Genomic DNA, 14,728 nt, shown 5'->3' on the forward strand with positions numbered 1-14,728 from the left:
AGGCCAGATTTCTGGACCAAAACCCCGGTCGTTCGCGGCCGGGGTTTTCTGTTGCCGCATCTGCTAAGAGCATCCGCCAATGCATGTCGCCCATAAGTGCGCAGCGGTTCTGGATAATGACATGCATCAAAGCGGACATCAAAACGGACCTGTCATGACCCTGATCGATAGCTTGCGCGCCGAAGCGGTGGCCGCCCCCGAAAGCGGCATTGTCGCCGTCGTCAATTACGGCCGTACGCGCGAGGGCATGATCCCGCTCTGGGCCGGTGAAGGCGATTTGCCGACGCCTGCCTTCATTTCGGAAGCCGCCGCCAAGGGGCTCGCCAATGGCGAGACCTTCTATACCTGGCAGAAAGGCATTCCGGAGCTGAGGCAAGCGCTTTCTCGCTACTATGCCAGGCATTTCGGCAAGAGCTTCGCCGAAGAGGAATTCATCGCCACCGGTTCCGGCATGCATGCCATTCAGTTGGCATTAGCCGCGGTCGCCGGCAGCGGCGACGAGGTGGTCTATCTCTCCCCGGCGTGGCCGAATTTCGCCGCCGCCGCCGGTATTTCCGGCGCTACCCCGGTTGCGGTCACGCTCGACCAGTCGGGCAATGGCTGGTCCTGCGATGTCGACAAGATTGCGGCTGCGGTGACGCCGCGCACCAAGGCGCTGTTCGTCAACACGCCATCGAACCCCACCGGCTGGACGGCCGATAAGGAAACGCTGCAGGCGATCCTGAATCTCGCCCGCCAAAATGGCCTGTGGATCATCGCCGACGAGATCTATTCGCTGTTCCACTACGGCCACGGCCGTGCGCCGTCCTTCCTCGACATTTCGACCGCGGAAGACCGCATCCTGTTCGTCAACTCCTTTTCCAAGAACTGGGCGATGACCGGCTGGCGCGTCGGCTGGATCAAGACCCATCCCGAGCTGCAGCAGGTGTTCGAGAACCTGATCCAGTATTCGACCTCAGGCGTCGCCCAGTTCATGCAGCGCGGCGCCGTCGCGGCGCTGGACCACGGTGATGCCTTCATCGTCGAGCAGGTGGAGCGCGCCAGGAAAGCGCGCGACCTGGTCTGCGATATTCTCGGCGCAACCGGCAAAGCGCGCTTCACCGTGCCGCAAGGCGCGTTCTATTTGTTTTTCACGGTCGACGGCATCACCGATCCGCGCCGGGCTGCTTTCGACATCGTCGACAAGGCCAATGTCGGCCTGGCGCCGGGCACCGCCTTCGGCCCTGGCGGAGAGGCGTTTTTGCGCCTGTGCTTCCACCGCCGCCTCGACCAACTCGAGGAAGCGGCACACCGGCTGGCGGGATGGATGAGGACGGTTTGAGGTGAATGGGCGGCGGCTTCAGCCGCCCGACTTCGGCACAAGCAGCGGCACAATCCGGTCGCTCTTGGCGACAGTGGGCCGTCCGGCGGAGCCGTAGGGAATGCCCAGCGCATCCCATGTCTCGACCAGCGCGTCCTGCAGTCCCGCAATCAGGGTATCGGTATGGAACGGCGTCGGCGTGATGCGCAGCCGCTCGGTGCCGCGCGGCACGGTCGGATAGTTGATCGGCTGGATGTAGATGCCGTGCACGCCGAGCAGACGGTCGCTGGCCATCTTGCAGAGTTCGGGGTCACCGACCAGCACCGGCACGATGTGTGTCGGCGATTCCATCACCGGCAGGCCGGCTGCAGACAGAACCTCCTTGGTCCGCGACGCTTGGCGCTGTTGCGCATCGCGCTCGGCTTGCGACCGCTTGAGGTGGCGGATGGACGTGGTGGCGGCGGCGGCGATCGCCGGCGGCAGCGCCGTGGTGAAGATGAAGCCCGGCGCATAGGAGCGCACCGCGTCGATGACGGCGCTGTTGCCGGCGATATAGCCGCCCAGCGTGCCGAACGCCTTGGCCAGCGTGCCTTCGATGATGTCGATGCGGTCGGCCAGCCCCTCGCGCTCGGTGATGCCGCCGCCGCGCGGTCCGTACATGCCGACGGCATGGACCTCGTCAATATAGGTCATGGCGTTGTAGCGTTCGGCCAGTTCGACGATCTGCTTGATCGGCGCGATGTCGCCATCCATCGAATAGACGCTCTCGAACACGATCAGCTTGGCGCGTTCGCGGCCCGCCACCTGCAGCAGGCTTTCGAGATGCGCGACGTCGTTGTGGCGGAAAATCTTCTTTTCGGCGCCCGAGCGCCGTACGCCTTCGATCATCGAGGCATGGTTCAACTCGTCCGAAATGATCAGGCAATTGGGCAAAAGCCGCGCAATGGTCGAGATCGAAGCCTCGTTGGAGACGAAGCCGGAGGTGAAGACCAGCGCCGCTTCCTTGTCGTGCAGGTCGGCCAGTTCCAGCTCGAGCTCGACGAGCGGGTTCGAGGTGCCGGAAATGTTGCGGGTGCCGCCGGCGCCCGAACCCATCTTGCCGGCTGCATTCTGGAACGCGGCAATGACATCGGGGTTCTGGCCCATGCCGAGATAGTCGTTGGAGCACCAGACGGTGATTTCCTCGGCGCGGCCGTTTGAACGCCAGATGGCGCGCGGAAACTTGCCGACAATGCGCTCGAGATCGGCGAAAACCCGGTAGCGCCGCTCGGCGTGGAGCTGGTCGATCGCTTCCTCGAAGAACCGCTGATAGTTCATGTCGCCTTCCCAGTTTTGCGCGGGATCATAATCGTTGGGCCATTCGTCGTCCACCGGGCCGTTTTGGTCAAAATGCCACGCCCCAAGCCTGTTCCTAACGATGCCAGATCGTGGCCTATTCCCTTGATGTGGATCAATTTTGTTTCCGTACGATGCCACAGGCCGGTGAGACTGTTACGGATTTAACATTCAGGCGTTTCTAATGGCCTTGCCGCAGGCTTTCCAGTAAGGCGGTGATTGAGACAGTTTCCGATAAATCATGAGTAAAAGAGGACACGGATGACGGTTTTGGTAACGGGCGGCGCCGGTTATATCGGCAGCCACATGGTCTGGGAACTGCTGGATGCCGGCGAGAGCGTCGTCGTTCTCGACCGCCTTTCCACCGGCTTCGAATGGGCGGTAGCGCCGGAAGCCAAGCTTGTCGTCGGCGATGTCGCCGATAGGGAATTGGTCGGCCAGATCATCCGGGATAACGAGGTCGACGCGATCATCCACTTCGCCGGTTCCATCGTGGTGCCGGAGTCGGTTGCCGACCCGCTCGCCTATTACGAGAATAACACCTCCAAGACCCGCACGCTGATCGAAACCGCGGTGCGCGAGGGCGTGCCGCATTTCATCTTCTCCTCGACCGCCGCCGTCTATGGCGGCGCCGGCCTGGAGCCGGTGCGTGAGGACGCCCGCCTGGCGCCGGAATCGCCCTACGGCCTGTCCAAGCTGATGAGCGAATGGATGCTGCGCGATGCAGCGCTTGCGCATCCCTTGCGCTACACGGCGCTGCGCTACTTCAACGTCGCCGGCGCCGATCCCAGGGGCCGGACGGGGCAGTCGACGCCTGGCGCCACGCATCTGATCAAGGTCGCCTGCGAGACCGCGCTCGGCAAACGCCCCTTCATGCAGGTGTTCGGCATCGATTATCCGACGCCGGACGGCACCTGCATGCGCGATTATATCCATGTCAGCGACCTGGCTGCGGCCCACCGGCTGGCGCTGCAGCGCCTGCGCGCCGGCGGCGGCAGCCTCGTCGCCAATTGCGGCTACAGCCACGGCTATTCGGTGCTCGAGGTCATCGACAGCGTGCGGCGCGCCTTCGGCCGGGATTTCGAGGTCAAGATGGGCGACCGGCGCCCCGGCGACGCCGCCGCCGTGGTTGCCAATTCGGACCTTGCACGCGCCGAACTCGGCTGGACCCCGCAACGCGACGACCTCGACCAGATCGTCGCCGATGCACTCGCCTGGGAGCGTATCCTCACCGGCAAGAACTCCGCGCGGGGCTGAGCCGGGCACTTCCGAGGGCTCGCAAGGCGCGCGGCGAAGCGCTATTGAAGCAATGGCGGTGCGGCGTGGAGGCGCTGTGCCGCGAAGAGGGGGTGGCATGAAGATAACGGTGCTTGGAGCCGGCGTTGTCGGTACCGCGGCCGCCTATTATCTGGCCGCCGACGGCCATGAGGTCACCGTGATCGAGCGCCATCCGGCGCCGGCGCGCGGCACCAGCCAGTCCAATGCCGGTCTGGTGTCGCCGGGCGACGCCACCGCCTGGGCCTCGCCGGCGGCGCTGAAGACCTTCCTGCGCGCTCTCTGGAACCATGATCTCGGCATCAAGGTCAGGCTGCGCTTCGACCCCTATTTCCTCGCCTGGAGCCTGCGCTTCCTGCGCCAGTGCACGGTGGAGCGCCTGCGCGCCAACAGCCAGGTCAAACTGCGCCTGGCGCTCTATTCGCGCGACTGCATCAACGCGCTCTCCGACGCCACCGGCATCCACTATGACGAGCGCAAGAAGGGCATTCTTTATTTCTTCCGCTCGCAGCACAGTCTCGACACCGGCACCGACAACTACCAGTTTCTGGCAAAGCATGGCCTGCCGATCGAGATCGTCGGCCGCGACCGGCTGGTCGAACTTGAGCCCGGGCTCGCCGGAGTGAAGGAAAAGATCGCCGGCGGCGTTTATTCGCCAATCGACCAGACCGGCGATTCCAGGATATTCGTCGATGGGCTGGCCGCCTATGCCGCCGAAAAGCTCGGCGTCAGATTCCTGTTCGACACCACGGTCGAGGGGCTCGACATAGAGGGCGACTGGGTGCGTGCGGTCATGACGTCGGCCGGCCCGGTGACGGGCGACGCCGTCGTCATCGCCATGGGCCCCGAGAGCGGCCTGATCGGCCGCCGCTACGGTATCGACCTGCCCGTCTATCCGGTTAAAGGCTATAGCGCGACCATCCCGCTGGAGGACGAGAGCAAGGGACCGACCATGGGCGGCGCCGACGAGGACCGGCTGGTTGGTTACTCCAGGCTCGGAAACCGCCTGCGCATGTCCTCGACAGCCGAGTTCACCGGCTTCGACCGCAGCTTCAAGCCCAGCGACTTCAAGTCTATGCTGAGCACCGGCAAAGACCTTTTCCCTGGCGCTTTCGACGAGAAGAAGGCGCTGTTGTGGGCAGGTCTGCGGCCGATGATGCCCAACTCGGTGCCGGTCATCGGCAAGGCGAAATACAAGAACCTTTACCTCGACACCGGCCACGGCCATGTCGGCTGGACCATGGCCTGCGGCTCGGGCAAGTTCCTGTCCGACCTCGTCGCCGGCCGCAAGCCGGAGATCGACCCGCAAGGGCTGGTCTACGGGAACTGAGGGAGCTCTAGTCGTCGTGTTGGCATCGAGTCCATTCGCCGTGCACCCATTCGGCAAGCCATCCGCGCTCAAGCTGGCCAATCTGTGCCAAGTTTTCCTGCCTGGAGGTCAAATGGCCGAGACCGATAACTTCGAAATCTCCACAGTCCGCGGGATGATCATGTTCGCCGCAGGTCAGTTGCCACTCACCATCGAAATGATGAACGACCAGCGTCACCGGCCTCTCCGATCGAAAGACGTGCCCACATACAATTGCTCTGGTTTCCAACATTGAGGCCGTCACTGCGCAAAGTTTGACAAATATCGTACGACGATCTGGAAGATGCATCTGGCTGACAGATTCTACAAACCCTGAGTGACGAAATGTCGGGACCGCAAGTCGCTATCGACCTTGGCCGCATCGAGCGCAACGCCCGCACCATCGTCGAGCGCTGCGCGCTGTCCGGCATCAAGGTGTTCGGAGTTACGAAGGGCACATGCGGCATGCCGCAAGTGGCGCGGGCCATGCTGCGCGGCGGTGTTGCCGGCATCGCGGAATCGCGCTTCGAAAACATCCGCCGGCTGCGCGACAGCGGCATCAATGCGCCGGTCATGCTGCTGCGCAGCCCGCCCATGGCGCGCGTAGAGGAGGTCGTGCGCACCGTCGACATCAGCCTGCAGTCGGAACTGACCACCATCCGCGAGATATCGCGCATTGCCGAGCGCATGGGCCGCGTCCACGATATCATGCTGATGATCGATCTCGGCGATCTCCGCGAAGGCATCTGGCCAAGCGACCTGATCCCCACCGTCGAGCAGATCCTACAATTCAAGGGCGTGCGCATCGCCGGCATCGGCACCAATCTCGGCTGCTTCGGCGCCATAATGCCGACTCCGGAGAACCTTGGCCAACTCGTCGCCCATGCCTACAAAACCGAGCGCCTGTCCGGCAAAAGCCTCGACTTCATTTCCGGCGGCGCCTCGTCATCGCTGACGCTGCTGCTCGAAGGCAAGCTGCCGCCCGGCATCAACAATCTGCGCGTGGGCGAGGCGATCCTGCAAGGCGGTGTCGAAACCTTTCGCGACGTGCCGTGGCCCGAACTCGAACCCGATGCCTGCCGGCTGACCAGCGACATCATCGAGGTCAAACTCAAGCCTTCGCGGCCGATCGGCACATCCGGCTACGACGCCTTCGGCAACCAGCCGGTCTTCGCCGACGAGGGCGACCGGCTGCGCGCCATCGCCAATATAGGCCGCGAGGACGTGCTGGTCGAAGGGCTGACGCCGATCGCCAAGGGGGTGAGGGTGCTCGGCGCTTCCAGCGACCATCTGCTGCTCGATGTGCAGGATGCCGATCCGCGGCCTACCGTCGGCGACCGTGTCGCCTTCCGCATGAATTATGGCGCCATGCTTCTGGCGATGACCTCGGAATATGTCGAGAAGGCGCCGATGCACGACGTCGCGGATTTCTCCGGCCGCAAGATGGTGTCGATCTCGGCCGAACCGGAAGCCGGCGGGATTATCGCCCGCGAGGGAACCGGCGCGCGGCTGGAGGCAATGAATTTCGACGTGGTCGAACTCGCCGACGTCGAGCGGCCGCCCTCGGGCCTCGTCCGTCTCGCCGCCGGCGCAGATCGCCGTATCGCCCACAAAGCGCTGACCGCAACGGCGCGCGCCACGCATTCCTTCGGCCTGATCTGGATCGATTCCCTCGCCGCCCTGATGCCCGAGGACGAGGAGGCCGAAGACATGCCTGAAGTCTCGGTGCTGGCCCGCGCGCTCGGTCTCGATCACAAGCCCGGCGCGCTGCAGCCGCAGCTGTCGCCGGAAAATGTCGTCATCGTCGGCCTGCGCCATGCCGATCCGGCGGAGGCAAGGGTGCTCAAGGATTCGCGTGTCTCGGCCTTCACCATGACCGACATCGACGCCATGGGCATGCGCGACCTCATGCACGAGGCGATCCGCATCGCCACCTCGGGCACGCAAGGCTTCCATCTCAGCTATTCGCCGACGGCGACCGAATTCGCCGGCTGGGCTGCGGGCTCGGGCGGGCTGACGGTGCGCGAGACGCATCAGGCAATGGAGGCGATCTCGCTGTCCGGCGGTCTGCTGTCGATGGATGTTTCCGGGCTGACCGCCGGTCTGGAGCCGCGGATCGGCGCCGACGCCATCAACTTCGTCATGTCGGCCTTTGGCAAGCGGATTTTGTGATCAGCCTTGCGCGTCGACTGCCGCGCGCCACGCGGTGACATAGGCCGCCCAGACCGGGTCGGTCTGCGGCTCAATTCTTTCGCCCTTGCCGTGCGTCACTGGCTGATCGGATGCGAGCAGTGCCGCGCCGATGCTGGTGCCGGTGGCCGCCTCGGAGGCGATGACGATGCGCGCGGTCGCTGCCGCCAGCATGCCGACAAAGAGCCGGTTGCGAGCAAACGGTCCTTCCACGGTGGTCGGGCCGTCGGCGCCGATCAGCTCGAGGCAGGTCGCCGTCATCAGCGCCAGATAGAAGGAGATGGCGGCGAACCGCTCGCCTTTGCTGATGCCCTCGGCACCAAGCCATGCCGCGGAATGGTGCGGGAACGGTCCTGATCCCTGCTGGGTAGAAGGCAAAAGCAGCATCTTTTTTGTCACAACGGCCAGCACCTCGCTGCCGCTGCAGTCCTGCGGCTTGTCCTTGGTCAGCTGGGAAAACTCACGGCCACCCATGAAACGCGCCGAGGGCACGGGGTCGCCCAGCGCGCTGACATTGACCAGCGTGTCGCGCGCAGCATCGAGCGCAATCTCTCTGCCGCCGACCGCCATCGATACCACCCAGGTGCCGGTCGAGACGACCGAGAAGGGCGGCTCGTCGGACAGAAGATGCGGCAATAGGGAGGCGTTGGAATCGTGCAGTCCGCAGAAAACCCGGGTCTGCGGATCGAGCCCGGTGCGCGCGGCAAGCGCCGGCAGGATCGGGCCGAGCTGGTCCCTGGCCGGCCGCACCGATGCCATCAGCCTGCGCCAATCCAGCCTGTCGACCATCGAGGAAAAGTCCGCCTCCCAAGGGCTCCACAGATCGGTGTGGCAGCCGAGCGAGGTCACCTCGTTGGCGGCAACGCCGGTCAGGCGCAGCGCCCAGTATTGCGGATACATCAGCATCGCGGCGGCCCTGGCGAATTCGGTGGGAAAACGCTTCTCAAGCCAGAAGAATTGCGCACCGAGATTGAGGCCGAGCGGCAGGCGCGGCGTCCCGGTCTCAATGAAGGGCGGACGGATCGCACTATACTCTGTAGCCAGCCTGTCGGGGCCGTCGAACTCATAGTCGAGGACAGGCAGCACCAGTTCGCCCGCGGCGTCGACCAGCACGCCGGTCGCACCATGCGTGGTGATCGAAATCGCGTCGATACGCTGATCGCGGTTGAGGCTGGCAAGGCTGTTGAGGATGAACCTCCACAGCGACTCGACATCGTGATGCGGGTAGGGCGCTTGCCGCAGCGGCGCGTTCGCCATGCGGCGCAACCCCACTTCGCTCAACGTGACGAGATCGACCAGCGCGACCTTGGCGTTGGTCTTGCCGATGTCGATGACGGCGATATGGCGCAGCCCACTCATGCCAAATGGAACATTGTTTCCAGGGGGATGGCCACCGGTTGGTTGTCCGGCCTGGTCTCCATGATGTCGGCCATGTGCGCCCACCAGCGCTGCATCACCGGGTGCTTCGGCAGGTCGGCCATGCCATGGTCGTCGCGCCGCCACAGCACGCCGAACAGGATGTTGGTGTCTTCATCGAGATGGATCGAATAATCGGAAACGCCGGCCTCTCTCAGCAGCGCCACCAGCGCCGGCCAGATCTCATCGTGGCGCTTTTTGTACTCGGCTTTCATGCCGGGTTTGAGCTGCATCTTGAAGGCGTATTTCTCGGGCATCAGCCGTTACCGCGCAGCCGCCGCCAGATGATCGGCAGCGCGATGACGACGATCAAGAGCAGGCCGATGAAGATCGACATGACGATGCCGGGCACGTTGAGCAGGCCGAGGCCGAAGGTCACCAGCCCCATGATAAAGGCGGCGAGCACGACGCCAACAATGCTGCCGGAGCCGCCCAGAATGCTGACGCCGCCCAGCACCACCATGGTGATGACCTCAAGCTCATAGCCCTGCGCGATCGACGGCCGCGTCGAGCCGAGCCGCGAGGTGATCAGCACCGAGGCGATGCCGGCCATCAGTCCGGTCAGGCAAAACAGGATGAATTTGATGCGGCCGACGCGAACGCCGGAAAACTGTGCCGCGACCGGATTGTTGCCGATGGCAAAGACACGGCGGCCGAAGCTGGTGCGATGCAGCAGGAACCAGTAGGCGACGGCCGCGATGAGGAAGAGCACCAGTTCGAACGACACCACCCACCAGACATAGCCCTGGCCGAAGAAAGCAAAACTCTCGGGATAGCCCTTGTAGGCCTGGTCACCGAGGATGATGAAGGCAATGCCGCGAAACAGGCTCATCGTGCCGATGGTAACGACGATGGACGGCAGGCCGAGCCTCGTCACCAACAGGCCGTTGAAGGCGCCGCAACCGAGCCCGACGACGATGCCGATAGCCACCAGCACCGGCGTGTCGGCGCCGGCCTGTACCGCCATGCCCATCATGGTCGAGGCGAGCGCGATGATGGCGGCGACCGACAGGTCGATCTCGCCCGAAATGATCAGCAGCGCCATGGCGAAGGCGATCAGGCCTTTTTCGGTGAAATTGAAGGTCAGGTCCGACAGCGAATAGGCATCTAGGAAATAGGGTGAGGCGAAACTGTTGATGGCGAAGATGGCGACGGCCACGACGACCAGCAGCGCTTCCCAGGAAAAGATCGCTGAAGAGAGCGGCTTGTCGAGCCGGTCGGGAATGTGGCGCGGGGCGGGGGTGTCGGTCATGCCGCTTCCGCTTTCCTCAGGATGATCCGTCCCTGCTGGCGTTCGCCGCGCGCGTTGAGCACGACGGCCAGGATGATGGCGCTGCCCGAAATCGCCATCTGCCAGAAGGGCGAGATGTTGATCACCGGCAGTGCGTTGGAGATGATGCCGAGGAACAGCGCCCCTAACACCGCGCCCCCGACCGAGCCGATGCCGCCGGCAATCGAAATGCCGCCGATGACGCAGGCGGCGATGATATTGAGTTCATAGCCATTGGCGACCTCGACCGAGGCGATGACATAACGAGAAATCCAGAGATAACCGGCGAGCCCGCCGATCATGCCGGAAATGCAGAAGACGATGAATTTGGTTCGGCCGACATCGATGCCGGCATAGACCGACGCCGTCGGGTTGACGCCGATGGCATAGATCGAACGGCCAAGCGCGGTTCGCGTCATCACCACGAAGAACAGCGCGATGACCAGTATGGCGATCCAGGACAGAACCGGAATGCCCAGGAAAGCTGCGCGCTGGAAGCCGATGAACTCAGGACTCATCTTGTCGGCATTGACCCATGCGCCGCCGGACAGGACGAAGGTGGCGCCGCGATAGATGGTGAGCGTGCCCAATGTCACCACGATCGAAGGGATGTTCAGCCGCCACACCAGCAGGCCGTTGATGGCGCCGAGCACCAGTCCGACGGCCAGCGCAATGACGATCAGCAGCGGGATCGGGATCGCCGGATGCGCGGCGTTCAGCATCGCCACCACCATGCCGGTGAAGCACAGGTTGGAGGCCATCGACAGGTCGATCGAGCGGGTCAGGATGACGACCATCTGTCCCAGCGCCAGGATCATCAGGATCGAGGTGTCGTTGAACACCTGGGCGAGATTGCCGGGGTCGGCAAAGGCCGGGAAGCGCGTCGAGATCAGAGCAATCAAAACGACGATCGCCGCTGCCAGCCAGATCTCGCGGAATTTCAGGAGAGCCTTCATGCCGCGATCCCCGCTGCCGTCCGGACCAGCGTTTCGGCGTCCAGCCCCTTATTATCGTAGACCGCCGCAACCAGCCCTTCGCGCATGACGACGACGCGGTCGGACATGCCCAGAATCTCCGGCAGTTCCGACGACACCATGATCACCGACAGGCCCTGCGCGACGAGCTCCGCCATGAAGCCGTGCACGGCGGCCTTGGAGCCGATGTCGATGCCCTTGGTCGGCTCGTCCAGGATGATCACCTTGGGCGCTGTCGCCAGCCATTTGGCGATGACGATCTTCTGCTGGTTGCCGCCCGACAGCGTGCCGACATCCTGGCTGAGCGATGAGGCCCTGAGGTCAAGCCGCTCGGTGTAGGAGCGGGCGAGCGAAAACTCTTCCGCCAGCCGCAGCAGGCCGGATTTCGACGTGCGCTTGAGCGAGGGGAGCGAGACATTCTGGAAGATCGGCAGGCCGATCACCACGCCCTGCTTGCCGCGCTCTTCCGGCACATAGACGATGCCGGCTTCGATGGAATCCGCCGCCGATTTCGGCGTGATCGTCTTGCCTTCCAGCGTTATCGTGCCGCCCGATGTGCGGGTGATGCCTGAAATCGCCTGCATCACCTCTGACCGCCCGGCGCCGACAAGGCCGTAGAAACCGAGGATCTCGCCCTTGTGCAGTTCGAAGCCGATGTCGTTGAATTCGGTCGGGTGCGAAAGGCCAGCGACCGACAGCACCGGCGCGCCGATCTCGGCCTTGCGTTGCGGAAAGATGTGATCGACCGAGCGGCCGACCATCATGCGCACGATCTGGCTCTGGCCGGTATCCTTGATAAGGCCCTCGCCAACCATCTCGCCGTCGCGGAACACGGTGTAGCGATCGGCGATCCGATAGATCTCGTCGAACTTGTGGCTGATGAACAGGATCGCCTTGCCTTCCTCCTTGAGGAATTCGATCAGCAGGAAAAGCTCCTCGATCTCCTTCATCGAAAGGGCTGCGGTCGGCTCATCCATGATGACGATCTGCGCATCGATCGACATCGCGCGAGCAACCGCTACCAGATGCTTGTTGGCGATGCCGAGGTCTTTCAGCCGCGCATCGGCGTCGATATGGCCGGCATGCATGGTGTCGAGCACTTCGCGCGCGTGTTTTCGCATGGTGCGCCAGTCGATGGTGCCTAGCCGCGTGCGCGGCGCATGGCCGAGAAAAATGTTTTCGGCGACGCTCAGATCGTCGAACAGCACGGTTTCCTGATGAATGGCGGTGACGCCGTGGCCGAAGGCGGCATGCGCGCTGGGCAGGGTGACGGCCTGGCCGTCAATGCTGATCGTGCCGGCGCCGGGCTGGTAGATGCCGGTCATGATCTTGACCAGCGTCGACTTGCCGGCACCGTTTTCACCGATCAGCGCCGTAACCTGGCCGGGGTAAAGCGACAGGCTGACATTGTGCAGCGCGCGCACGCCGGGAAAGCTTTTGGAGACGCCGGACAGCGTCAGGCGCGGGGCAGGACCCGTGGGCTCCTCCTTCGCAATGCCGTGCTGGGCTGTCGTGTCCATATCCGTATCAAGCCCTGAAACAAGGTCCGTTTAAAGTCGCGGCGGGATTTTGGTCCCGCCGCGCTTGGTCCGAGACGTCCGAGATCAATAGATCTTGGAGAACTTTTCGATGTTGGACTTGTCGAACTGGAAGGGCGGAGCCATCGCAGCCGAGTTGCTGTCATCGAGCGTGACCTTGCCGACGCGGCCGATCGACAGCGTTGCGCCCGGCTTTGCCTCTTCCTTCTTCACCGCCAGATCATGAGCGAGGTAGACGGCGGAGTAGCCGAGGTCGATCGGATTCCAGAGGGCAACCGCCTGGCTGGAACCGTTGTCGATGAACTTCTTGAACTCCGACGGCAGCGCCAGACCCGTGACATTGACCTTGCCGATCAGGTTCGCGTCGGTGACGACCTGGGCAGCGGCAACGACGCCGACGGTGGTCGGCGCGATGATCGCCTTGAGGTTCGGATAGGATTTCAGCAGGCCCTTGGCTTCGTCGGTGCTCTTGGCCGAATCGTCATCGCCGTAGACGGTGGCGACGAGTTTGATCTTGGGGAATTTCTCCGGCAGGATCTTCTTGGCCGCGTCGATCCAGGCGTTCTGGTTGGTCGCGGTCGACGAAGCCGACAGAATGGCGACTTCGCCGCCTTCCGGCAGATAGTCGGCGGCCAGCTTGATGATGGTCTCGCCGATCAGGCCGGTGTCGGACGGGTTGAGATGCAGCTGGCGGCCTTCCTTGGCGACGCCCGAATCCCACGAGATGACGGTGATGCCACGCTCCATGGCCTTCTTCAGCACCGGCACCAGCGCGTCGGCGTCATTGGCCGAAATCGCAATGGCGTTGACCTTCTGCGCGATCAGCGAATTGACCACTTCGATCTGCGCTTCGGCGGTCGCCTTGGTCGGGCCGGTGTAGATGATGTCGACATCGCCGAGTTCCTTGGCCGCCTCTTCGGCGCCCTTATTGGCGGCGTCGAAGAAGCCGTTGCCGAGCGACTTCACCACCAGCGCGATCTTGACGTTCTCGGCATAGGCGGCATTCACGAACATGGCGGCCGAGAACGCGGCCGTCACCATCAATTTCTTCAGAAAGCTCATCGTATTTCCTCCCTTGAGCGTTGCATTCCATCGTCGCTGCGGTTGGCCTCAGGCCTGCAGCGAGGATTCTTCCTTTGCCGACTTGCGGGCGACGATCAGCGTCACACCCGCGGCCTCCAGCATGTTGGCTTCGCGATCCTCGATGCCGTCATCGGTGATGACGGTGGCGATGCGCTTGAGCCCGCACAGGATCAGGCTCGAGCGCTGGCGGAATTTCGATGAGTTGACCAGCACCACCAGTTCGTCGGCCTGGTCGATCAGTTTCTGCTCCGCCTGGATCAGCAGCGGGTCGCCTTCCATCAGGCCAAGAGGCCCGAGCCCTTGAGCGCCCATGAACATGCGGCGCGCGTAGAAATTACGCGTCACGTCATTGTCGAAGGGCGAGAGGATGATGTTCTGCTCGCGGTAGATGGTGCCGCCCGACAGCATGACGGTGTTCTTCGAATGCTTGAGCAGGTGCTCGGCGATGGGGAACGAATTGGTGAAGATCGGCATGCGGCGTCCGGTCAGGAAATGCACCATCTGGAAGGTGGTGGTGCCGCCATTGATGATGATCGGTTCGCCGTCCTTGCACAGCTCCACCGCTTCGCGCGCAATCGCGCGCTTCTGCGAAGCGTTAAGCGTTTCGTTGACGGAAAAGGGCCGGCCGGCGAGGCCGATGAACTGCGGTGGCGAGATCGCCTCGGCGCCGCCACGCACGCGACGCAGGCGCTTTTGCACATGAAGAGCCGCGATATCGCGCCGGATCGTCGCCTCGGAGGAGTCCGTCAGGTCGACCATCTCCTGCACCGTCACCACAGGCTTTTCCTGGACGGCGGACAGAATGATCCTGTGGCGCTCTTTTTCGTGCATGGTTCCTCCCTGCCTGGTCATGAGGCACTAGAAAACCACCAGTGTCAATCATTTCCGCTCATATAATTTCATTGTGCAGTGCAATATGATCGATCTTGATCGTTTATGATTGACAACCGAGATGCTTGCGTAGACATTTCCGGCAAAATGGACCGCGCCTTTTGCGTC

General features: G+C 63.3%; 13 protein-coding genes. 4 read left to right on the top strand and 9 right to left on the bottom strand.

Features of this window, described 5'->3' with window-relative positions; genetic code table 11:
• Window positions 1-154 precede the first annotated feature (154 nt).
• Window positions 155-1,321: a pyridoxal phosphate-dependent aminotransferase gene (locus AC3EML_RS08090; RefSeq protein ID WP_023696681.1), complete on the top strand. Its 1,167-nt coding sequence runs from the start codon at window positions 155-157 to the stop codon at window positions 1,319-1,321.
• Window positions 1,322-1,339: 18 nt separating this feature from the next.
• Here the strand turns inward: AC3EML_RS08090 and hemA are convergent, their stop codons facing one another.
• Window positions 1,340-2,617 (bottom strand): 5-aminolevulinate synthase, encoded by a 1,278-nt coding sequence (gene hemA / locus AC3EML_RS08095; protein WP_023732401.1) that lies wholly within the window; start codon window positions 2,615-2,617, stop codon window positions 1,340-1,342.
• A gap of 279 nt (window positions 2,618-2,896) precedes the next feature.
• On the opposite strand from hemA, the gene galE reads away from it, so the two are divergent.
• Together galE and AC3EML_RS08105 are read left to right on the top strand one after the other, a co-directional pair.
• Window positions 2,897-3,892, top strand: coding sequence for a UDP-glucose 4-epimerase GalE (galE, locus tag AC3EML_RS08100; protein ID WP_352521676.1), 996 nt, complete (start codon window positions 2,897-2,899; stop codon window positions 3,890-3,892).
• Window positions 3,893-3,989: 97 nt separating this feature from the next.
• On the top strand, window positions 3,990-5,240 hold the full coding sequence (locus tag AC3EML_RS08105; protein WP_352521677.1) for a D-amino acid dehydrogenase: 1,251 nt from the start codon (window positions 3,990-3,992) through the stop codon (window positions 5,238-5,240).
• Window positions 5,241-5,247: 7 nt separating this feature from the next.
• Here the strand turns inward: AC3EML_RS08105 and AC3EML_RS08110 are convergent, their stop codons facing one another.
• Window positions 5,248-5,457: a hypothetical protein gene (locus tag AC3EML_RS08110; RefSeq protein ID WP_031203497.1), complete on the bottom strand. Its 210-nt coding sequence runs from the start codon at window positions 5,455-5,457 to the stop codon at window positions 5,248-5,250.
• A gap of 146 nt (window positions 5,458-5,603) precedes the next feature.
• Here AC3EML_RS08110 and AC3EML_RS08115 point away from each other — a divergent pair, with 146 nt between their 5' ends.
• On the top strand, window positions 5,604-7,430 hold the full coding sequence (locus AC3EML_RS08115) for an alanine racemase (RefSeq protein WP_023681929.1): 1,827 nt from the start codon (window positions 5,604-5,606) through the stop codon (window positions 7,428-7,430).
• Here AC3EML_RS08115 and AC3EML_RS08120 read toward each other — a convergent pair whose 3' ends face one another.
• The 7 genes from AC3EML_RS08120 to AC3EML_RS08150 form a co-directional block, all read right to left on the bottom strand.
• A complete protein-coding gene (locus AC3EML_RS08120) occupies window positions 7,431-8,807 on the bottom strand; it encodes an FGGY-family carbohydrate kinase (RefSeq protein WP_352521678.1) in 1,377 nt (458 codons plus the stop codon).
• Window positions 8,804-9,121 carry an L-rhamnose mutarotase gene (rhaM, locus tag AC3EML_RS08125; RefSeq protein WP_352521679.1) on the bottom strand — a complete coding sequence of 106 codons (318 nt, stop codon included), beginning with the start codon at window positions 9,119-9,121 and terminating at the stop codon, window positions 8,804-8,806. The genes AC3EML_RS08120 and rhaM overlap by 4 nt, the downstream gene beginning before the upstream one ends.
• The gene (locus AC3EML_RS08130; RefSeq protein ID WP_352521680.1) at window positions 9,121-10,116 is read right to left on the bottom strand and encodes an ABC transporter permease; all 996 of its coding nucleotides are present in this window, start codon (window positions 10,114-10,116) and stop codon (window positions 9,121-9,123) included. The genes rhaM and AC3EML_RS08130 overlap by 1 nt, the downstream gene beginning before the upstream one ends.
• On the bottom strand, window positions 10,113-11,090 hold the full coding sequence (locus tag AC3EML_RS08135; RefSeq protein ID WP_023711393.1) for an ABC transporter permease: 978 nt from the start codon (window positions 11,088-11,090) through the stop codon (window positions 10,113-10,115). Before AC3EML_RS08135 ends, AC3EML_RS08130 begins: the two co-directional genes overlap by 4 nt.
• The gene (locus AC3EML_RS08140; RefSeq protein ID WP_352521681.1) at window positions 11,087-12,628 is read right to left on the bottom strand and encodes a sugar ABC transporter ATP-binding protein; all 1,542 of its coding nucleotides are present in this window, start codon (window positions 12,626-12,628) and stop codon (window positions 11,087-11,089) included. Before AC3EML_RS08140 ends, AC3EML_RS08135 begins: the two co-directional genes overlap by 4 nt.
• A gap of 84 nt (window positions 12,629-12,712) precedes the next feature.
• Complete coding sequence (gene rhaS, locus AC3EML_RS08145; RefSeq protein ID WP_023669661.1) at window positions 12,713-13,708, bottom strand: rhamnose ABC transporter substrate-binding protein; 996 nt, start codon at window positions 13,706-13,708, stop codon at window positions 12,713-12,715.
• A gap of 48 nt (window positions 13,709-13,756) precedes the next feature.
• Window positions 13,757-14,560: a DeoR/GlpR family DNA-binding transcription regulator gene (locus AC3EML_RS08150; RefSeq protein ID WP_488494602.1), complete on the bottom strand. Its 804-nt coding sequence runs from the start codon at window positions 14,558-14,560 to the stop codon at window positions 13,757-13,759.
• Between the last annotated feature and the right edge of the window lie 168 nt (window positions 14,561-14,728).

This window comes from Mesorhizobium sp. P170090 (assembly GCF_057786115.1).